Consider the following 20,357-nt stretch of genomic DNA (forward strand, 5'->3'; position numbering starts at 1 on the left):
CTAATCCGGGAGCGCACCGCCGTACAGCCCGGCGAGCTCGGCGACCGTGGCGGCCATCCGGGCGCGCAGCTCCGCAGGCTCCAGGACCTCGATGTCGGCCCCCAGGCGCAACAGCAGCCAGTGGGCGTGCCTGACGGACTCGATCGGCAGGCGCAGCACGACCCAGCCGTGCTCGTCGGGCGGACCGGCCTCGGCCAGCGCGGCGTTGCCGACCTCGGCGCCGACGGTGTGGCGCAGCATGTCCTCGATGCCGGGCGCCATCCGCACCAGGGCCTGCCCGGTGTACATCCGGGTCTGGAAGTCGGCCGTGTAGCTCTCCCAGTAGGCGGCCAGGTCGAAGCCGCCGGGCCGGTCGAAGCGGCCGTCGAGGAGCTGGGCGGCGACGATCCGCGACACCCGGTAGGTGCGCGGCGCTCCCCCGCCGTCGGCGACGGCCACCATGTACCACGACCCGCCCTTGAGGACGAGGCCGTAGGGATGGGCCAGGCGCTCGACATCGCGCGGGCCCCAGCGGCGGTAGGTCATGCGCACCGGCCGCTGGTCCCACACCGCCTCGGCGACCTCTCCCAGAAAGGGCGCCTCGTCGGCGCCGCGGTACCAGCCCGGGACGTCCAGGTGGAAGCGCTCGCGCATCCGGGCGGCGTGAAACCGCGGCTCGGGGGGCAGCGCGGCGAGCATTTTCAGCTCGGCGGCCGCGGCCGGCTCACCCAGCCCGAGCTCGGCGGCCGGACCGGGCAGCCCGGCCAGAAACAGCGAGGAGGCCTCCTCGGCGGTCAGCCCGTTGAGACGGGTGCGATAGCCGTCCAGCAACCGGTATCCCCCGGCGGGACCACGCTCGGCGTAGACGGGGACGCCGGCCGACGACAGGGCCTCCACGTCCCGGTAGACCGTCCGGATCGAGACCTCCAGCTCCTGGGCCAGCTCGGTGGCCGTCATCCGCTCCCGGGTCTGCAGGAGCAGCAGGAGTGACAACAGACGACTCGCGCGCATGACGGTCATTGTCCCGCACGATTGCCAATCTCACATTCACCGTGTTCAAATGAACACGTGGAGAGTGTTGATCGGATTCGAGCGATCATGTCCGCGCTGCGCGTCAGCGACACCGTGTCGGTGGCGGAGCTGGCGGCCGAACACGCGGTGTCGGAGATGACCATCCGCCGCGACCTCGACGAGCTCGCCCAGCAGGGCGTGGTGCGCCGGGTGCGCGGCGGCGCGGTGAGCCTGCTGCTGCGCGGGGAGGAACCGCCCTTCGGGGTCCGCGAGCGCGAGGCGGTGGAGGCCAAGCGGCGCATCGCCACCGAGGTCGCCTCCCTCCTCGTCGACGGCGAGGCCGTGCTGCTGGACGGCGGCACCACCAACCTGGAGATCGCCCGCGCGATCCGCGACCGCCGCCTGACCGTCCTGCCACTCTCCCTGCAGTCCGCCCAGGAGCTGAGTACGGCGCCGCGGATCCGCCTGGTGCTCTCCGGAGGCGAGGTGCGCCCCGGCGAGCTCAGCTTCTCCGGCCCCCTGACCGAGAACGCCATCCGCTCCCTGCGCTTCGACACCGCCGTCATCGGCTGCTGCGGCCTGTCGGCCGAGCACGGCGTGACCGCCCACGACCTGCCCGACGTCGCCGTCAAGCAGGCGGCGATCGCCTCGGCCCGCCGGGTGGTCGTCGCCACCGACTCCGGCAAGTTCACCCGCACCGCCTTCGGCGCCGTCTGCTCCCTGGACCGCCTCGACATGGTCGTCACCGACACCGCACTCCCCCCGGCCGAGCACGACGCTCTCACCGCGGCGGGCGTGATGGTCCGCACCGTCTGACTGGAGCCCCCCCTTCATGCACGTCACCGCCTTCGAGCGCGGCACGCTCGTCCGTGGCCGGGTCGCGGCCTGCCTGCTCTTTTTGATGGCCGGCATGGCCATCGGCACCTGGACAGCACGGATCCCCTCCATCAAACAGGGGCTGGAGCTGAGCGACGGCCGGCTCAGCCTCGGACTGCTCGGCATCGCCGCCGGGGCGATCACAGGCATGCAGGTGGTGGGCCGGCTGATCGGCCGCTACGGCAGCGTCAAGGTGATGCTGCCAGTGGCCTTCGCACAGAGCGTGGTCCTCGTCGTCCCGGCCTTCATGCCGAACCTGACCGGTCTGGCGATCGCGCTGTTCGCCTTCGGCATGGTGCACGGCATCCTCGACGTGGCGATGAACGCCAACGCCGTCGAGGTCGAGCAGGCGGCGGGACGGCCGCTCATGTCCTCCTTCCACGCGGTGTTCAGCATCGGCGGGTTCCTCGGCGCGGCGGTGGGCGGGCTGCTCGCGCACGCCGGGCTCACCCCCGCGGCCACCTTCACCATCGTGGCGGCCGTCATCGCCGCGCTGGCGCTGTGGGCCTCCCGCTGGGCGCTCACCCTCACTCCCGAGCCCTCCCGGCAGACCGTCGCCGACGGCGCCCCCGGCACGGCGGGTAAGAACCACGGCCTGCTGCTCCTGGGCGTGCTGGGGATCTGCTGCACGATCGGCGAGGGGGCCTCGGCCGACTGGAGCTCGGTCTATCTGCGCGACGACCTCGGCAGCTCAGCCGGGTTCGCCGCGGCGGCCTATGCCGCGTTCTCCGTCATGATGACCGCCGGCCGCCTCGCGGGAGACCGGCTGACCACCCTCCTGGGTCCGGTGACGCTGGTGCGCGGCTGCGGCCTGCTGGCCGCCTCAGGACTCGGGCTCGGCCTGCTGATCGATCATCCGGTGGCCGGGGTCATCGGCTTCGGCTGTTTCGGTGCGGGTCTGTCGTGCATCGTCCCCCAGGTCTTCTCCGCCGCCGGGCGCCGCGATCCGGCCCGCGCCGGGCAGGCTCTGGCCCGGGTGGCGAGCCTGGCGTATGTGGGCTTCCTTGCCGGCCCGGTGCTGATCGGCGGCGTGGCCGAACTGGTGGGCCTGCCCCGCGCCCTCGTCATTCCCGCACTGCTGGCGGCTTTTGTGGCGGTGGCGGCGTCCGCGCTCCGACCCACGGCCTTTACAAAGTAGATCAATAAGGCAGGGGTTGGCCGGGACGCGGTCACGCCAGGAACGTCTCATAACCGAGCTTGGCCGCCATCGCGACCACCACGCAGAGCAGGACGGCGCGCACGAACCCGGCCCCTCCACGCAGGGCCATCCGAGCCCCGAGCTGGGCGCCGGCGATGTTGCAGACGGCCATGGCCAGTCCGAGCAGCCACAGCACGTGCCCCTGGTAGGCGAAGACCAGCAGGGCGCCCAGATTCGTACAGGAGTTTATGATCTTGGAGTGGGCCGAGCCCGCCACGAAGTCCATGCCCAGGATCATGGTGAAAGAGATGATCAGGAAGGTGCCCGTGCCGGGGCCCAGGATGCCGTCGTAGAAGGCGACCCCCGCGCCGGTGACGGCGATCGCGGTCAGGGCTCTGGCACGGGTGCGCAGATGAGACTGGGGATGGGTACCGAAGGCCGGGCGGAAGGTGACGAACAGCGCCACGCCCACCAGGGCGATCATGACCAGCGGAATGAGCACGTCCCTGGAGATCGCCGCCGCCACCGACGCGCCGAGCCCGGCGAAGACCACCGCCCCCAGCCCGGCGGGCACCGCCACCCGCCTGTCGATCTTGGTGGTCCTGGCGTAGGTCACGGCCGCCGACGCCGTGCCGAAGATGGCGGCGAACTTGTTGGTGGCCAACGCCTGGACCGGCGAGAGGCCGGCCATGATGAGCGCGGGAAGCTGCAGCAGCCCTCCCCCGCCGACCACGGCGTCGACCCATCCCGCCCCGGTCGCCGCCACGCACAGCAGCACGATCTCCGCCATATCCACACAGAGCCCCCGAATCACCTGTCCGCCGGGCAGAGCGTATCGGCACCTCCCCCGCCGGGGAAGGCGGTCCCCCCATCGCAGGACGGCCGCGCCCCCACCCCCGCGCCTCAGCGGGGCGGGGGATCACACCGACGGCGCCGGGGAGAGACCGGTGACAAGGCCGCGCGCGTGCTTGATGGCGGTGGGGGTGTCGGGGAAGATCAGACCGTCTTGGCGCAGATGGTCGGCCACCCCGAGCGCGGCCAGGACGTGATCGTGACCGGGCCGGATGCCCGACAGCAGCACGGTGATGCCGCGGCGTTCCAGCCGGGTGATCACATCCCCCAGGACCTGCGCGCCAGTGGCGTCGATGGTACTTACCCGGGACATGCGCAAGATGACCACGCGCACGTCGGCGACCTTCGACAACTCCAGCAGGAAACGGTGGGCGGCGGCGAAGAACAGCGGGCCGTCGAAGCGGTAGGCGACGATGTGCTCGGCCAGCAGCCGCTGTTCCTCCTGGCTGTGGTCGCCGGCCTCCAAAGGCACCTGCTCGACCTGCACGGTCCGGGCGATCGCACGCAGCGCCAGGACGATCGCCACGCCGATGCCGACGGCGACCGCGGTCACCAGGTCGAGCGCGACCGTGACGATGAAGGTCAGCGTCAACACCAGCGCATCGCCCCGCGTCGCCCGGGCGATCGCCCGCATGGAGGCGACCTCGACCATGCGCACGGTCGTGGCCAGCAGCACCCCGGCCAGCGCGGCCAGCGGAATGCGCCCGACAAGCCCGGAAGCGGCCAGCACGATCACCGCCAGCACCACCGCGTGGGAGAGGGCGGCCAGCCGGGACTGGGCGCCGGAGCGGACGTTGACCGCGGTACGGGCGATCGCCGCGGTGGCCGGGACGCCGCCGAACAGCGGAGCCGCCAGGTTGGCGATGCCCTGGCCGAACAGCTCTCTGTCGGGATCGTGTTTTTCGCCGACGCTCATCGCGTCGGCGACCGAGGCGCACAGCAGGCTCTCCAGCGCGGCCAGCGCGGCCACGGCCAGCGCGGAGGGAAGCAACGCGGAGAGCGTCCCGAGGTCGACGAAACCCAGCGACGGAGCGGGCAACGTGACCGGCAACGCTCCGATCCGGGCCACATCCAGCCCACCGGCCTCGGCGATCACCGTCGCCAGGACCACACCGATCAGCGAGAACGGCACGCCGGGCCGGCGTCGGCCCCCGGCCAGCATGAGCCCGGCCACCGCCAGCGCCATGACCAAAGGCACCGGGTCGGGAGTGGCGACGTAGCGGGCGGCCGCTTCGAAGGCCACCTGCCAGACCCGCTCACCGTCCACCCCGGCGATCCCCAGCGCGGCGGGGACCTGCTGCAGAGCGATCACCACGGCGATCCCCGCGGTGAACCCCTCGATGACCGGAGCAGGCACGAACTGGATAAAGCGGCCGGTCTTCGCCACGGCGAGCCCAACGAGTATCGCCCCGGCCAGCAGTCCGACCATCAGCACACCGCCGGCGCCGAACCGGTGCACGATCGGCACCAGCACCACGGTCATCGCGCCGGTCGGTCCGGACACCTGCAGGTTGCTGCCGCCGAAGACGGCCGCAAGGATCCCGGCCACGATCGCGGTGGCCAGGCCTGCTTGAGCACCCAGCCCGGAACTGACCCCGAAGGCCAGCGCCAGCGGGAGCGCCACGATCGCCACGGTCAGCCCAGCCAGCAGGTCACGGCGCGGATTACGCCGCGCGGGCGTCCAGTCCGCCCGCCGGGGCAGCAGGCCGGCCAGGACGGCGCGCGCCCGCGCGCCGGGGACGGTCTGCCTCATCAGCGGGCCCGCGCGCGCAGCTCGGCGTCGACCTCGCCGATGCGTGCCCGTAGTTCTGCCGCGAACTCGCTCATGCCCTCACCTGCCGTATGTCAGCTCAGCTCCTGCGCACCACGGCACAGTATCATTATGAAGTAGTTAATTGCGCAATTCTTCATATTGTAAGTCAGCGGGCGGAGTGTTCCCGACGGTCTGAGCAGCCGCAAGGGCAGTGGCGCTCCAGCCCTGGGAGGACACGCTCATGCCGGCGTTTCCCCCGAGGGTGCGAAGGCCGGCCGCTCCGGCTCCGCCCGGAGCCACACGGCGGTGTCGGCGGGAAGCCGCTCACCGGTGAGCGGGCCGCTGGCCAGCAGCACCTCTCCGCGGGGCGGCAGCCGTACCGGCTCGGGACTGAGGTTGACCACGCAGGTGAGGCCTGACTCGCGGGTGAAGGCCAGCACGCCGTCTTCGGTGTCGAGCCAGTTCAGCGTGCCGTCGCCGAGCTCCTCGCGGCGCACCCGCAGCGCGCTCCGGTAGAGGGAGAGCATGGAGGCGGGATCGCCGGTCTGGGCCTCGGCCGTCAGCTTCTTCCAGGCGGCCGGCTGCGGCAGCCAGGGCTCGCCTGTGCCGAAGCCGAACGGGCGCTCGTCGCCGGACCAGGGCAGCGGTACCCGGCAGCCGTCGCGGCCGGGGACGGTGTGCCCCGAGCGGGTCCAGATGGGGTCCTGGCGCAGCTCGCCGGGGATGTCGTCGACCTCGGGCAGGCCCAGTTCCTCGCCCTGGTAGACGTAGACACCGCCGGGCAGCGCCATGGCCAGCAGCGCCGCCGCCCTGGCCCTGCGCTCGCCCAGCACCAGGTCCGACGGCGCTCCGTCGCGGCGCTCGCCGTGGTCGAAGGAGGTGATCTCCCGGCCGTACCTGGTCACCGGGCGCGGGACGTCGTGGTTGGACAGCACCCAGGTCGGCGGAGCGCCGACGGGGGCGTGGGTGGCCAGCGTGGTGTCGATCGAGCGGCGCAGCGCGGCGGCGTCCCAGGAGCAGGACAGGAAGTCGAAGTTGAACGCGGTGTGCATCTCATCGGGCCGCAGGTAGAGGGCGAACCGCTCGTGGTCGGGCAGCCACACCTCACCGATCAGGATCCGCTGGCCGTACTCCTCGGCCACCTGACGCCAGGCGCGGTAGATGTCGTGGACCCCGTCGTGGTCGGTGTAGGACTCCTCGGCACTGTCGAAGTCCTTGAGGAGCACGGCGGCCGAGTCGATCCGGATGCCGTCGACGCCCCGGTCGAACCAGAACCGCAGCACGCCGTGGAACTCCTCGACGACCTCCGGGTTGGTCCAGTTGAAGTCGGGCTGCTCGGGGGCGAACAGGTGCAGGTACCACTCCCCGTCGGCCACCCGGGTCCAGGCCGGGCCACCGAAGATCGACTGCCAGTCGTTCGGCGGCAGCTCCCCGTGCTCGCCGCGGCCGGGGCTGAACCAGAACCGTCCGCGCTCGGCGGAACCGGGGCCGGCCGCCAGCGCCTGGATGAACCAGTCCTGCTGGTCGGAGCCGTGGTTGGGGACGATGTCGATGATCGTCCTGATGCCGAGGGCGTGCGCCTCCTCGATGAACTTCTCCGCCTCGGCGAGCGTGCCGAAGGCCGGTTCGATGTCGCGGTAGTCGGCCACGTCGTAGCCGCCGTCGGCCATCGGCGAGGGATACCAGGGGTTGAGCCAGATCGCGTCGACTCCCAGGTCGGAGAGGTACGGCAGGCGTGCTCGGAGACCCGCGAGGTCGCCGATACCGTCGCCGTTGCCGTCGGCGAAACTCCGCAGATAGACCTGGTAGATCGCGGCTCCCCGCCACCACGTTGCAGACATGCCGGGACAACTCCTTGCGGTTGAGGGTGGGTGACGAGGTCAGCCCTTGAGACTGCCGGCGGTCAGGCCGGCCATGATGCTGCGCTGGAAGACGAAGAAGACGATGATGGCCGGAAGGCTCGCGATGACCAGTGCGGCGATGAGGACGTTCTGCGGCATCTGGGCCGACAGTGAGGCGATGCCCACGCTGATCGACATGTTCTCGCTGTCCGGCAGCACGAGCAGCGGCCAGACGAAATCCTTCCAGACGGTGACCACCGAGAGGATGGACACCACGCCGATGATCGGCCGGGAGACGGGCAGCACGATCGACCACAGGATGCGGGTCGCGGAGGCGCCGTCGATCTGGGCGGCTTCGAGCAGTTCCCTGGGGATCGAGTCGAAGAAACGCTTCAGCAGGAAGATGTAGAACCCGTTGGCCGCCGCGGGGAGCCAGATCGCCCACGGCGTGTTCAGCAGGTCCCAGCCGAGGATCGGCAGGTCTTTGACCGTCAGGTAGGCGGGCAACAGGATGACCATCGGCGGGATCATCAGTGTGGCCAGCATCAGGCCCAGAACCACGTTGCCCAGCACGGGCCGCAGCTTGGACAGGGCGTAGGCGGCCGTGACGTCGACGGCCAGCGTGAACAGCAGGGCACCGCCGGCGTAAAGGAGCGTGTTGCCGAGGAACCGGCCCAGGTTCAGCTGGTCCCACGCCTCGGCGTACACCTCGAAGTCGACCGACTCGGGGAAGAGGCTGGGCGGCATCTGGGCGAGCTCCTCGGGCGACCTCAGCGCCCCGGTGACCATCCAGTAGAGCGGGAACACGAAGGCGGCGGTGAAGCTCGCCACCACTACGACCAGCACGGTCCAGTAGATCACCCGCCCCCGGGGAGACTTCAGCGTGTGCGGGGAGACCACTCCGCGAAACTGCGGCGCGGGCTCCCGCCCGCGCCGCCCGCGAGTGCGACGCCCGGCCCTGGCCGGGGCGGAGTCCGGCCGTGCGCCGGGGGCCGGGCGGCTCGGTTGAACGGTGACGTTCGACATGTGGGCTACTGCCCCCTAGCTCTGGTTGTCCCGCGAGATACGCAGGTAGAAGGCGGAGAACACCATCAGGACGAGCATGAGCATCAGCCCGAGTGCGCCCCCGGCGCCGAAGTCCCCGAAGTTGAAGGCGTACTGGTACATCAGATACGCGACGGTGAGCGTCGCGTTCTCCGGGCCGCCGCCGGTCATCAGATACGGCTCGATGAAGACCTGCATGGTCGCGACGATCTGCAGCAGCAGCATCACCAGCAGGATCAGCTTGGTCTGCGGGATCGTCACATGCCAGACCCGCTTGAAAAGCCCGGCTCCATCCAGTTCGGCCGCCTCGTACAGCTCGCCCGGGATGCTCTGCAGCGCCGCGAGGTAGATCAGGGTGCCGGTGCCCAGGTTCATCCAGGTGGAGACGGCGACCAGCGAGATCAGCGCGGTGTCGGTGGAGTCCAGCCAGCTCAGCGCCGGGAGGTGCGCCAGGTCCAGGATCTGGTTGAACAGGCCGGGGCCGGGGTCGTAGAACCACTTGAACAGCAGCACGCCGACGGCCGGCGGCAGCATCACCGGCAGGTACACCACGAACCTGAGGTACGCCTTCGCATGGCGCAGCTCATTGAGGATGATCGCCGCCGCGAACGGTACGGCGTAGCCGAAGACGAGCGCCAGGCCGGTGAACGCCGCGGTGTTGATCCACGCGTCGGCGAACGCGGGATCCTCAGCCACCGTGCGGAAGTTCTCCAGCCCCGCCCAGGTGGGATCGTCGACGAAGTTCGTCTGCTGGAAGCTGAGCAGGATCTCCCGCACCATCGGATACCAGGAGAAGAACGCGAAGCAGATCAGCGCCCCGCAGAGGAAGCCGTACGCCGTGAGGTTGCGCCGTACGACGCGCCGGAACGCCCCCTGGCTCCGCCGCCGTGACCCCTTCACGGTCATTGTGGTCATCGGTTGACTTCCGATCTCGACGTAACTTCCGGGGTGCCGACCCGTCGGTCGGCGCCCCGGGTCTCAGGGGGGGTCAGCTGGACTTGGCCAGCACCTTGTTGGCCTTCGCCTCGGCGTCGGCGAGCAGCTTGTCGATGTCGGCGTCCTGCCTGGTCAGCACCGCCGACATGGCCACGTCGAGGATGGCGTAGAGCTCCTGGGCCTTCGGCGGCTCGAGCTTGTTCTGGATCGTCGCCGAGCCCTCCGCGTAGGGAGCGAAGTTCTGCACCGGCACGGTGGCGAACTCCGTGCGCAGGTCGACGATCTCCTTGCCGGGGGCGGTCGCACCGTACAGGTCCGGGATGGGGAGGCCGACCGGGCGTCCCTGGCTCTTGGACCGCTCGTAGTTGAACTGCCCCTGGCCCGGGGTCAGCTCGTGGAACTCCAGCCAGAGGAGACCGGCCTTGATCTGCTCGGGCGTGGCCTTGGGATTGAACATGTAGCCGTCACCGCCGCTGAGCGAGTGCGTGGCCTCCGGCAGCGCCGCCACGCCGTAGTCGTCGAACTTGCCCTTGAAGTCGTTGTTGACCGACTGGACGACGTCCGGGGCGCCGATCATCATGCCGAGCTTGCCGCCGCCCATCATGCGCATCAGGTCCGCCCACTGCAGGAGCTGCTTGGCGCCCATGCTGTTGTCGGTCCAGCGCATCTGCTTGAGGTTCGAAAGGACCGCCTTGCCCTCGGGGCTGTTGAAGGCGGCCGTCTTGCCGTCGGGGCCGACCATCTCACCGCCACGGCCGTAGAGGGAGGCGGTGAAGTGCCAGCCGCCGGTGTTGCCCGCGCTGTACTCGCCGAACCCGACGTAGCCGGGGCCGAGCGCGGCGATCTTCTTGGCCGCGGCCTGCACCTCGGCCCAGGTCTTGGGCGGGGCTTCGGGGTCCAGGCCGGCCTGGGTGAACAGTTTCCGGTTGTAGACCAGGCCCGTCGAGTAGTTGGTCCGGGGGAGGCCGTAGGTCTTCTCGCCGTCCTTGAAGACGCTCAGGACGTCGGGCCGCAGGTCGCCCAGTCTGCTGACACTGCTGACGTACGGGCTGATGTCGGCGGCCTGACCGGCAGCGATGATCTTCTGGGTGTCGGTGAAGTAGACGTAGAAGACGTCCTCCATCGTGCCGCCGGCCAGCTTGGCCTGGAAGGTGTCCGGGTTGATGCAGGGGAAGGCGTCCTTGCTCTTGATCGTGATGTTCGGGTGCAGCTTCTGGAACGTGGCCACGTCCTCGTCCCACGCCGTGCGCTCCAACGGGTTGCTCTTGGGTGGCTGGCAGCCCACGGTGATCGTGACCGGGGCGTCGGCGGCCGCGGTGCCCGGCTGGGTGTCGGCGGACTGGGTGTCGGCAGGCTTGGCGTCGGCGGACTGGGTGTCGGCAGGCTTGGCGCCACCGTTGTCACTGCCGCAACCTGCGGCGGTGAGAACGATGCCCACGGCGAGCAACATCGAGAGGTTGCGGGGTTTCACGGGGGGCTCCTTGGCGGGTCGGTTGCGAGAAACATATAGAGACGTGCAGGACCTAGCAAGAGTCCGTTGTATTTGATGCAAAAAAATGACAGTCATATCCGTCGCGCCCGTCCGCACCGACGGAGAGCCCCCCGGAAAGAACGGTGCGGGGAGCGGGAATCCGAGGGGAGATGGTTGGGGTCGTTCAGAGCGGGAAGGGGCGAAGAATCCCAACCGATCCCGACAAGGAGTCACAATGCTCACATTGACGGACACCGCTGCTCAGGTGATCCGGGACCTCAGCTCTCAGGTAGCGGACTCCGCCGATACCGGTGTCCGCATCTCCTCGCAGGCTGACGGCACAGGATCCCTGCTGCTCTCGATCGTGGACGGCCCGGAATCCGACGACCAGGTGGTCGAGACGGAAGGAGCGAGGATCTTCCTCGATGCCACCGCCGCCGACATGCTCGACGACAAGGCTCTGGACGCGGACATCGACGAGGGAGGATCGGTGGCCTTCCTCGTCACCGAGCAGCACCCCTGACACCAGCCGAGACCCGCGGGGCCCCGGCCTCACAACAGCCGGGACCCTGTCCCGGACGTCCGGTCAGGGGTGGAAGCGGCCGGAGGTCCGCCGATCCCGGTGACCTCGGCCGTGCCGATCCGGCACGGCCGAGGTCACCGGCTCAGTACGGCCAGGTCCAGTCGCGGATCTCGGCCGGGTCCTCACCGTATTCGCGGGTGTGGGCGCGGGCGCGCAGCCGCTCGTCCCCCATGTGCTGGCGCAGGTGCGCGGTCCTGGCCCCGAGGCCGGGCACCCAGTCGATGACGTCCATCACCAGGTGGAAGCGGTCGATGTCGTTGAGCATGGCCATGTCGAACGGCGTGGTGGTGGTGCCCTCCTCCTTGTAGCCGCGCACGTGGATGTTGTCGTGCCCATGCCGCCGGTAGGTGAGCCGGTGGATCAGCCAGGGGTAGCCGTGGAAGTTGAAGATGACCGGCCTGTCGACGGTGAACACGGTGTCGAACTCGGCGTCGGGCATGCCGTGCGGATGCTCCGACGGGGGCTGCAGCCGCATCAGGTCGACGACGTTGACCACCCGGACCCTCAGCTCGGGCAGGTGCTCGCGTAGCAGCGCGGCGGCGGCGAGGGTCTCCAGCGTGGGCACGTCACCGGCGCAGGCCAGGACCACGTCGGGCTCGGCTCCCGCGTCGCTGGAGGCCCACTCCAGGATGCCCAGACCCCGGGTGCAGTGCGCGACGGCCTCGTCCATCGACATCAGGTCGAGAACCGGCTGCTTGCCGGCCACGACGAGGTTGACGTAGTCGCGCGAGCGCAGGCAGTGGTCGGTGACCGAGAGCAGGGTGTTGGCGTCCGGCGGCAGGTAGACCCGGACCACGGAGGCCTTCTTGTTCATCACCACGTCGAGGAAGCCCGGGTCCTGGTGGCTGAAGCCGTTGTGGTCCTGCCGCCACACGTGCGACGACAGCAGGTAGTTGAGCGAGGCGACCGGCCGCCGCCAGGGGATCTTGCGGGACGACTCCAGCCACTTGGCGTGCTGGTTGAACATCGCGTCGATGATGTGGATGAACGCCTCGTAGCAGTTGAACAGGCCGTGGCGGCCGGTCAGCAGGTAGCCCTCCAGCCAGCCCTGGCACAGATGCTCGCTGAGCACCTCCATGACCCGGCCCCGCGGGCCGAGGTGCTCGTCGGTCGGGAGCGTCTCGGCGTCCCACGCCCGGTCGGTGACCTCGAACACCGCCGACAGCCGGTTGGAGGCGGTCTCGTCGGGACCCATCAGCCGGAAAGTGCCGGGGTTGGCGGCGATGACGTCCCGCAGGAAGCGGCCCAGGACCCTGGTCGGCTCGCTCGACTGCACCGCGGGGGCCTTGACCTCGACGGCGTAGTCGCGGAATCCGGGCAGCAGGAGCGGTCTGAGCAGCTCACCGCCGTTGGCATGCGGGTTGGCACTCATCCGGCGCGGCCCTTCGGGCACCGTCCGGCGGATCTCCTCCACGGGCCGTCCCCGGTCGTCGAAGAGCTCCTCGGGCCGGTAGGAGCGCATCCACTCCTCCAGCAGCGCTCGGTGGGCGGCGTTCTGGCGGACCTCGGAGAGCGGCACCTGGTGGGCCCGCCAGGTGCCCTCCACGGGGAGGCCGTCCACCATGCGCGGGCCGGTCCAGCCCTTCGGCGTGCGCAGCACGATCATCGGAGGGCGCTCGGCCCGGCCGTCCCTGAACTCGGTGATCTCGTCGAAGACCCGGTCAAGAGTCTCGGCCATCAGCGGGTGCATGCCGGCCGGGTCATCGCCGGAGACGATGTGGGGGCGGTAGCCGTACCCCTCGATGAGCTTGACCAGTTCGCTCTCGGGGATGCGGGCCAGGACGGTCGGATTGGCGATCTTGTAGCCGTTCAGGTGCAGGATCGGCAGGACGGTGCCGTCGTGCCCGGGGTTGAGGAACTTGCCGGAGTGCCAGCTGGCGGCCAGCGGCCCGGTCTCGGCCTCGCCGTCGCCGATCACACAGGCCACGACCAGTTCGGGGTTGTCGAAGGCCGCGCCGTAGGCGTGGGTCAGCGAGTAGCCGAGCTCGCCGCCCTCGTGGATGGAGCCCGGAACCTCGGGGGCGACGTGGCTGGGGATGCCGCCCGGGAAGGAGAACTGCCGGAACAGCCGTCGCATGCCGTCAGCGTCCTGCCCGATGTCCGGATATCTATCGGTATAGGAGCCTTCAAGCCACGCGTGGGCCACCGCTGCCGGACCGCCGTGCCCGGGCCCGGCGATGTAGATCATTTCCTGGTCGCGCTCCCGGATGATCCGGTTGAGGTGCGCGAAGCAGAAGTTCAGCCCCGGGGTGGTCCCCCAGTGCCCGAGCAGCCGGGGCTTGATGTGCTCGGGAGAGAGTGGCTCGGTCAGCAGCGGGTTGTCCAGCAGATAGATCTGACCAACCGCCAGGTAGTTGGCCGCCCGCCAGTAGGCATCGACGTGTGCGAATGCATCCATACCTCGGACAGTTCCTCCGGGGCGGGATTCGAACCCCCCGGCCGCCGAATCCGTCCGTCCGCCCGGCTCGGCGCCGCAGACCGGATCGCGCTCCCCGGCGACGGCAAGACCGAAAGGCGCAAGGGAGACAGACCCGGGTTCCTGCGGCACCGCCGGTCCGGGCCGGATCGGTGAACTGGTGAGCGGGGCCGGAAAAAGGACCGGCAACTGGACGGGGTGCGGGTCGACTTCAAGGGCACCGTTCTGACCACCTATCAGGGCACACGGGTGGACGACACCGACAACTCGCTCAAGGTGGGCGAGCGGGGCCCGACACTGATGGAGGACTTCCAGTTCCGGGAGAAGATCACCCGCTTCGACCACGAGCGGATCCCCGAGCGGGTGGTGCACGCCCGCGGAGCGGGCGCCCACGGCTACTTCGAGGTCTACGACGACTCGCTGACCGCCTTCACCTCGGCGGCTTTCCTCATCACGCCGCAACTGCGCACCCCGGTCTTCACCCGCTTCTCCATAGCGGGCCGGGTTGGTTGCCGCGTTGCAGGAGCCAGGCTGATAGGCGTGCCCGGGCGGGTGCGGGCAGCGGGACGGTGCGGACCTCGTCGTCCTTGCCGTGTAGCCGGATGGTTCCGGTGCGGGCGGTGATGGCGATGTCCTCACTCTCCAGGCGGGCGCATTCGGCGACGCGGGCGCCGCCGTACAGCAGCACGGCGACGGGCCTGGTCACGGGCGCCGCGGCGGGCGTCCGCGCGTTCGACGGCGCCCTGCTGGGCGGGGGTGAGCGCGTCCGGTTCGCCAGGTCGGGGATGCGGGCGCGCTTGACGGCGATGCGCAGTCCGGCGTGTTCGTACATCAGCGTGACGGCGGCCAGGGCCTGGTCTGGTTCAAAGCGCGCGAAACCGGATCATGCCACCGAGCCCGGGGGGATGCCTCAGTGCATCTCCGAACGCACGGCCGGAGATCACTGACTGTTTACGGGCCGGCCAGCGGGGTATTTCGGGCCTTGACGGGGGCCTGGACCGGCCGGCGCCGAGCGAAAGTGGCTAAGGACGTTATGAGCGTGCCGGCCGCCACGGGTCGACGTGGCGCGGGAGGTGTCGTGAAGGGGGCCCCATTGGCCCGGATCACGAGTTATTGACGACATGGCGGTGTTGAGGTCGGTGGTGACCTACTCGTTCAGGTTGTACGTGGTCGGGCAGACACCGCGGTCGCTGACCGCGGTGGCGAATCTACGGGTCCTGTGCGAGACCTATCTTCCCGGCTGCCATGAGATCGAGGTCATCGATGCCGCCGAACGGCCGGATCTTGCGGAGGAGGAACGCATTTTGGCCACCCCCACCGTGATCAGGATCAAGCCGCCCCCGAGGTTCCGGGTCATCGGGGATCTGTCCGACCAAGGCCAGGTCGCCGCTTTCCTCGACCTGCCCGGCGTGGACAGATTATCCCCCCAAGGGGGGGCACAATGACGGGCGGCGCCGCGATTGAGCGGACACCTACCGGTATCAGCGGCTTCGACGAGGTCGCCATCGGTGGGCTTCCCGCCGGCCGGTCCACGCTCGTGACCGGCACGACCGGCAGCGGGAAGACGCTGTTCGCCCTCGAGTTCCTCGCCCGGGGCGTCATGCGCTTCGGCGAACCCGGGGTATTCGTCGCCTTCGACGAGACGCCCGACGGCATCCGCCGCAACGCCGGCTCCCTGGGCTTCGACATCGCGCGCTGGGAGACCGACGGAAAGTGGATGTTCGTCGACGCCTCGGAGGACACCGGTGAGGAGACGCTCTCCATCGGGACGTACGACCTCGGCGCGCTGATGGCCCGCGTCGATCGCGCCGTGCGCGAGATCGGCGCCAAACGGCTCTCCTTGGATTCGCTCGGGGCGTTCTTCATCCGCTTCCGCGACCGCGAGCTCATTCGCCACGAGTTGCATCGGCTCGCCCGGGTCCTGGAGTCGCTCGACGTCACCTCGGTCCTGACCACCGAACGCGACGAGGAGTACGGCCACGTTTCCCGGCATGGCGTCGAGGAGTTCGTCCTGGACAATGTCGTGATCCTGCGAAACGTCCTGCGGAACGAAAGGCGGCGCCGGACGATGGAGGTGGCCAAGTTCCGCGGCACCACGCACCGTACCGGGGAGTGGCTGTTCACCATCGACCCGAAAGACGGATTGGTCATCATCCCGCTCGCGTTCCTCGCCCCAGGCGTGCGTGCGTCGCAGGAGCGGGTCTCCACCGGCAACCTCGAGCTGGACGCCATGGTGGGCGGCGGCATCTTTCGGGACGCGGTCGCCCTGCTCACCGGGCCGCTCGGCGCCGGAAAGACGCTGTCGGCCCTGCAGTTCGCGGATGCCGCATTCCGGGCGGGCGAACGCTGCCTGTTCCACGTCTTCGACGAGACTCGCGAGCAACTCAGCCGCAACGCCGCCGGCTGGGGTCTCGACCTGGACGTCATGGAGACCTCGGGACTGCTCCGGGTCACCGCCGCGTATCCGGAAGTGGCCTCGGTGGAGGACCATTTCCTGCGGGTCAGCAGAGACATCACGGACTTCGCGCCCACCCGGCTCGTCATCGACGGTCTCTCCGCCCTGGAGCGGAGGGCGACGCCACGGACGCTGCTCGACTTCGTGATCGCACTGGGCGGGTTGGCGCGGCAGCACGAGATCACGACCCTGTTCACCTCCGCACCGATCGGTGTGGGAACGCCGATGTTCACGGCGCCGATCACGGAGATCGCCAGCCTCACCGACGTGACGATCCTGCTGCACTACATCGAGGGGGCGGCTGCGGTCCAGCGTGCCATCACCGTCCTGCAGACGCGGGGCTCGGCACATGACCACACCATCCGCCAGGTCAGCATCGACGGTGCCGGCATGCACATCGGTGGCCCCTGTCCCGGCGTCTTCCGCGTGCTCGCCGAAACCGCTGTGCTGCCATCCGGCCAGCGGTGGCCGGTCGACCCGGACCGCGGAACGGCCGAGGAACGGACGGACCACCCGGATGAGACCTGATGGGTAAGCCTCACGACGGCGGACGGAGGCCGGAAACCGAACCGACGCGGCCCGCGAATCTCGGGCGCGACGCCGGGCAGATGGTCATGTCGGCGTCGGCGGACGGGGTCGTCGCGGTCGACGATCGCGGTGTGATCCGGATCTGCAACCCCGCCGCCGAGGAGCTGATGGGCCGGACATCGGGCGAACTCCTCGGCACCCCGTTCGGCTATCCGGTCGTCGCCGGCGAATCGACCGAGATCGACCTGATGCTGCCCGACAGCCGGACGCGGGTGGTCGAGATGCGCGCCACCACCACGACGGTGGCAGGAGAACGCTTGCACGTCGCCGCGCTGCGCGACGTCACCCTCCGGCGGCAGGCCGAACAACAGCTCGAAGCCGAACTCGAACGCCGGGGCTCGGTGATCGCCGTGGCGGCCCATGAGGTCCGCAACCCGCTGACGGGGATCGGCCAGCTGGTGGACATGCTGCGTGACCCCCGGGAGAGGTTCACCGAGGAGGAGCGAACCGACGTCCTCGGCCGCATCGCGGATCGCACGGCCCGTCTCCAGGACTTGGTCAAGAAGCTCCTCACCGTGGCGAAGATCGACGCGAAGGTCTCGCACGCCTACGTGGAGCCGGTGCCGGTGCTGGAGATGGTCCTCGAGCGACTGGCCGAGTTCGCCGATCGGCCCCGAGACGTGTACGTATCCTGCGATCCCGAAGTCCGGGTCTTGGCAGATCGCGGCGAGTTGTCGGAGATGGTGGTCAACTATCTGGAGAACGCCTTCGCCTACGGAACCCCACCGATCGAGATACAGGTGGCCGAGCAGCCCGGCGGTGTGGAGATCAAGGTGTGCGACAACGGGCCCGGCGTGCCCGAGGAGTTCGTGCCGAGCCTGTTCAAGCGCTTCAGCCGTAGCCCGCACCGCGCACGGGAGACCAAAGGCTCGGGGCTGGGGCTGTGGATCGTCCGCAGCCTCGCCCGGGCCAACAGCGGCGACGCCTACTACGAACCGGGCGAGAAAGCAGGTGCTTGCTTTTGCCTCCGCCTACCCCAGACACCACCGTCTTGAGCGTTCACCCGCCTGGATGGAGGCCATAAAGAATGCGGAGAGAAGAGCTCCTTGATCCCAACCGGTCGAATGAATTGATCTTCCCGAAGTAGATCTTGAAGCGTGACAGGCTCGGCGGTCCGAACTTCTCGCAGGTCCCGATCAACCGGAGGGGGTGGACCGCAACCTCAACCACGTCGACCACGCCCTGGCCGTCCTGGTCGCCGAGGGCGTCGGGGTCGAGCCGCCCGCCGAGGCCCCCGCCCTCAGCCAGGACCACGACCCGGTGCAGAGCACGGATACCGGTGTGAGCGGCGGCTATCTCGCGCTGAGCGGCACCGCCGACATGGCGGCCCTGCGCTCCTCGGGGGTGGTACCTCCCCACACGCCGTACATCTGGTGGGTGTTCAGAGCGTAGTCCAGGCAGCGCAGCCGTACCGGGCAGCGGCGGCAGACGGCCTTGGCCTGTTCGTACTGCACGCGCCCGGGTCCCTCGGAGGAGACGGGGAAGAAAAGTTCGGGATCCTCGTCGAGACAGGAGGAGCGGCGGGACCAGTGAATGATGGGAACGACATTGCCCTGGCTAGACATATGCGAGATCCAATGAAAGTGGAGAAGCTCGGCGGTTTGGCGACTCAGCTTCTGGATCGGGTGCCCACAGAGAACACATTCATACCTTTTCGGATGAAAAATCACACAGCCTTGACCTCAGCTTTCCCGCAGCCCAGGTGCCGGGGGAGAGCCCCTCTCCCCCGGCGTTGACCGGCGCCGTCACCCGGCCACCATGCGCGCCCGCTCGTTGGGGACGCACTGGGTCATCTTCAGGCCGCTCACGTCACGCGGACCGTTCTTGCCCAGGTTGGACAGCCGGCCGCGCTCCTCCTCGCTCAGCTCCTGGGTCGTCAGCGGCTCGAGGTGGGCCACGTCCTCGGGGCCGATCCCGAGTCCCTCCCCGACCCGCAGCCCGAGGTCGTCCTCGACCATCAGGAAATGCCAGACCATGCGCTCCTGGACGGGACGCACGGCGTCCGACAGCATGGTGACGAGGTTCAGCACGAGGTCGTCGCGCTCCCACTGCTCCATCAGCAGGTAGCGCTGACCGGCCTGGGCGTAGTCGTTGGTCCTCGGGATGCGCTTGCGGGTCAACCGCCCGGAGACGACCGGGCCCTGCTCGTCGTGGCCGGGGCGAGGCGCCTCGCGCAGTCCGCCGGTGATGGACGGCTCGTAGTTGACGTGCGGGCTCTCCCCCTCGCCGTCGACGTGATAGGTCATCTGGCCGTCGCGCTGGTTGGTGCGCACCTTGGCGTGCTTGGCCTGGTTGACCGGCAGTTGCAGGTAGTTCGGGCCCACCCGGTGGCGCTGGGTGTCGCTGTAGGAGAACGTCCGGCCCAACAGCATCTTGTCGTCGGAGAAGTCGAGCCCGTCGATCAGGACGCCGGTACCGAAGGAGATCTGCTCGTTCTCGGCGAAGGTGTTGGCCACGTTCCGGTTGAGGACCATCCGGCCGACCGGCAGAGGCGGGAACTCGTTCTCCGGCCACACCTTGGTGTCGTCCAGCGGGTCGAAGTCCAGCTCGGGATGGTCCTCGTCGGTCATGATCTGCACCAGCAGTTCCCACTCGGGGAAGTCACCGCGGTCGATCGCCTCGTGCAGGTCCTTGGTGGCGTGTCCCAGCTCCTGCCCCTGTACGGCCGCCGCGTCAGCGGCGGTCATGCTCCGCACCCCCTGCTTGGGCATCCAGTGGTACTTCACCAGGTGCGTCTCGCCTTCCTGGTTGACCCACCGGTAGGTGTTGACGCCGAATCCCTGCATGTGGCGGTAGTCGGCCGGGATGCCCCGCGGGCTGAACAGGTTCACCAGCATGTGCATGCTCTCCGGCGTCTGCGACATGAAGTCGAAGATCCGGTTGGGCTCCTGCCGGAAGGTCACCGGGTCGGGCTTGAGCGAGTGGATCACGTCGGGGAACTTGATGGCGTCCCTGATGAAGAAGACCGCCAGGTCGTTCCCGACGAGGTCCCAGTTGCCGTCCTCGGTGTAGAACTTCACCGCGAACCCGCGTGGGTCACGCGCCGCCTCGGAGGAGTCCCTGCCGCCGATCACGGTGGAGAACCGTACGGCCACGTCGGTCCGCTTGCCCGCCTCCTGGAACAGCTTCGCCCTGGTGTAGCGGCTGATCGGTCCGTCACCCAGCTTGCCGTAGGCCTCGAAGTATCCATAGGAGGTCACCCCGCGGGCGTGCACCACCCGCTCGGGGATCCGCTCCCGGTCGAAGTGGCTGATCTTCTCCAGGAACTGGTAGTTCTCCAGCGTGGCCGGGCCCCGCGCACCGACCGTGCGCTGGTTCTGGTTGTCGTAGACCGGATGCCCCTGCCGATTGGTCAGCACCGGTCGCTCGTCACCAGGCTGGGGCCCCGTACCCGACACATCCGTCATGATGACG

General features: G+C 69.2%; 19 protein-coding genes and 1 pseudogene. 9 read left to right on the forward strand and 11 right to left on the reverse strand.

Translation table 11 applies throughout. From position 1 onward, the window contains the following. Positions 1–990: a helix-turn-helix transcriptional regulator gene (locus tag ACIN94_RS25790; protein WP_400710888.1), complete on the reverse strand. Its 990-nt coding sequence runs from the start codon at positions 988–990 to the stop codon at positions 1–3. Between the two features lie 57 nt (positions 991–1,047). Here ACIN94_RS25790 and ACIN94_RS25795 point away from each other — a divergent pair, with 57 nt between their 5' ends. Continuing rightward, positions 1,048–1,806: a DeoR/GlpR family DNA-binding transcription regulator gene (locus tag ACIN94_RS25795; protein WP_400710890.1), complete on the forward strand. Its 759-nt coding sequence runs from the start codon at positions 1,048–1,050 to the stop codon at positions 1,804–1,806. Positions 1,807–1,822: 16 nt separating this feature from the next. Beyond that, on the forward strand, positions 1,823–3,004 hold the full coding sequence (locus ACIN94_RS25800; RefSeq protein ID WP_400710892.1) for an MFS transporter: 1,182 nt from the start codon (positions 1,823–1,825) through the stop codon (positions 3,002–3,004). 31 nt (positions 3,005–3,035) lie between these two features. Here the strand turns inward: ACIN94_RS25800 and ACIN94_RS25805 are convergent, their stop codons facing one another. The 6 genes from ACIN94_RS25805 to ACIN94_RS25830 all read right to left on the reverse strand — a co-directional run bounded on the left by ACIN94_RS25805 (position 3,036) and on the right by ACIN94_RS25830 (position 10,901). Continuing rightward, positions 3,036–3,794: a TSUP family transporter gene (locus ACIN94_RS25805; protein WP_400710894.1), complete on the reverse strand. Its 759-nt coding sequence runs from the start codon at positions 3,792–3,794 to the stop codon at positions 3,036–3,038. A gap of 129 nt (positions 3,795–3,923) precedes the next feature. Beyond that, positions 3,924–5,609 carry a SulP family inorganic anion transporter gene (locus ACIN94_RS25810; RefSeq protein WP_400710896.1) on the reverse strand — a complete coding sequence of 562 codons (1,686 nt, stop codon included), beginning with the start codon at positions 5,607–5,609 and terminating at the stop codon, positions 3,924–3,926. A gap of 239 nt (positions 5,610–5,848) precedes the next feature. Continuing rightward, a complete protein-coding gene (locus ACIN94_RS25815; RefSeq protein WP_400710899.1) occupies positions 5,849–7,450 on the reverse strand; it encodes a glycoside hydrolase family 13 protein in 1,602 nt (533 codons plus the stop codon). Between the two features lie 39 nt (positions 7,451–7,489). Next, entirely contained in the window at positions 7,490–8,350 is an 861-nt protein-coding gene (locus ACIN94_RS25820) for a carbohydrate ABC transporter permease (protein WP_400710902.1), read from the reverse strand. 141 nt (positions 8,351–8,491) lie between these two features. Then, complete coding sequence (locus tag ACIN94_RS25825) at positions 8,492–9,409, reverse strand: carbohydrate ABC transporter permease (RefSeq protein WP_400710905.1); 918 nt, start codon at positions 9,407–9,409, stop codon at positions 8,492–8,494. Positions 9,410–9,482: 73 nt separating this feature from the next. Further along, positions 9,483–10,901: an ABC transporter substrate-binding protein gene (locus tag ACIN94_RS25830; RefSeq protein WP_400710908.1), complete on the reverse strand. Its 1,419-nt coding sequence runs from the start codon at positions 10,899–10,901 to the stop codon at positions 9,483–9,485. A gap of 235 nt (positions 10,902–11,136) precedes the next feature. Between ACIN94_RS25830 and ACIN94_RS25835 the strand changes: the two genes are divergently transcribed. Next, positions 11,137–11,424: a Fe-S cluster assembly protein HesB gene (locus ACIN94_RS25835; RefSeq protein ID WP_400710911.1), complete on the forward strand. Its 288-nt coding sequence runs from the start codon at positions 11,137–11,139 to the stop codon at positions 11,422–11,424. Positions 11,425–11,566: 142 nt separating this feature from the next. On the opposite strand, the gene ACIN94_RS25840 is transcribed toward ACIN94_RS25835, so the two are convergent. After that, on the reverse strand, positions 11,567–13,882 hold the full coding sequence (locus ACIN94_RS25840) for a phosphoketolase (protein ID WP_400710914.1): 2,316 nt from the start codon (positions 13,880–13,882) through the stop codon (positions 11,567–11,569). A 207-nt stretch (positions 13,883–14,089) separates the two neighbouring features. Between ACIN94_RS25840 and ACIN94_RS25845 the strand changes: the two are divergent. The 5 genes and pseudogenes from ACIN94_RS25845 to ACIN94_RS25865 form a co-directional block, all read left to right on the forward strand. After that, a pseudogene (locus ACIN94_RS25845) lies at positions 14,090–14,410 on the forward strand (catalase); the annotation flags it as partial. A 119-nt stretch (positions 14,411–14,529) separates the two neighbouring features. Beyond that, on the forward strand, positions 14,530–14,847 hold the full coding sequence (locus ACIN94_RS25850) for a hypothetical protein (protein ID WP_400710917.1): 318 nt from the start codon (positions 14,530–14,532) through the stop codon (positions 14,845–14,847). A gap of 174 nt (positions 14,848–15,021) precedes the next feature. Continuing rightward, the gene (locus ACIN94_RS25855; RefSeq protein WP_400710920.1) at positions 15,022–15,345 is read left to right on the forward strand and encodes a circadian clock KaiB family protein; all 324 of its coding nucleotides are present in this window, start codon (positions 15,022–15,024) and stop codon (positions 15,343–15,345) included. Beyond that, a complete protein-coding gene (kaiC, locus tag ACIN94_RS25860) occupies positions 15,342–16,883 on the forward strand; it encodes a circadian clock protein KaiC (protein WP_400710923.1) in 1,542 nt (513 codons plus the stop codon). The genes ACIN94_RS25855 and kaiC overlap by 4 nt, the downstream gene beginning before the upstream one ends. After that, on the forward strand, positions 16,883–17,938 hold the full coding sequence (locus ACIN94_RS25865; protein WP_400710926.1) for an ATP-binding protein: 1,056 nt from the start codon (positions 16,883–16,885) through the stop codon (positions 17,936–17,938). Before kaiC ends, ACIN94_RS25865 begins: the two co-directional genes overlap by 1 nt. Positions 17,939–17,942: 4 nt before the next feature. Here the strand turns inward: ACIN94_RS25865 and ACIN94_RS25870 are convergent, their stop codons facing one another. Next, a complete protein-coding gene (locus ACIN94_RS25870) occupies positions 17,943–18,197 on the reverse strand; it encodes a hypothetical protein (protein ID WP_400710929.1) in 255 nt (84 codons plus the stop codon). Between ACIN94_RS25870 and ACIN94_RS25875 the strand changes: the two genes are divergently transcribed. Further along, positions 18,093–18,335, forward strand: a complete 243-nt coding sequence (locus ACIN94_RS25875) for a hypothetical protein (RefSeq protein ID WP_400711021.1) — start codon at positions 18,093–18,095, stop codon at positions 18,333–18,335. The genes ACIN94_RS25870 and ACIN94_RS25875 overlap by 105 nt on opposite strands. On the opposite strand, the gene ACIN94_RS25880 is transcribed toward ACIN94_RS25875, so the two are convergent. Beyond that, the gene (locus ACIN94_RS25880; RefSeq protein WP_400711015.1) at positions 18,236–18,478 is read right to left on the reverse strand and encodes a WhiB family transcriptional regulator; all 243 of its coding nucleotides are present in this window, start codon (positions 18,476–18,478) and stop codon (positions 18,236–18,238) included. The two genes, ACIN94_RS25875 and ACIN94_RS25880, sit on opposite strands and share 100 nt — an antisense overlap. Before the next feature lie 210 nt (positions 18,479–18,688). Then, entirely contained in the window at positions 18,689–20,350 is a 1,662-nt protein-coding gene (locus ACIN94_RS25885; protein WP_400710932.1) for a catalase, read from the reverse strand. Positions 20,351–20,357: the final 7 nt, after the last annotated feature.

It is taken from the genome of Streptosporangium sp. NPDC087985 (genome assembly GCF_044741965.1).
Lineage (GTDB): Bacteria > Actinomycetota > Actinomycetes > Streptosporangiales > Streptosporangiaceae > Streptosporangium.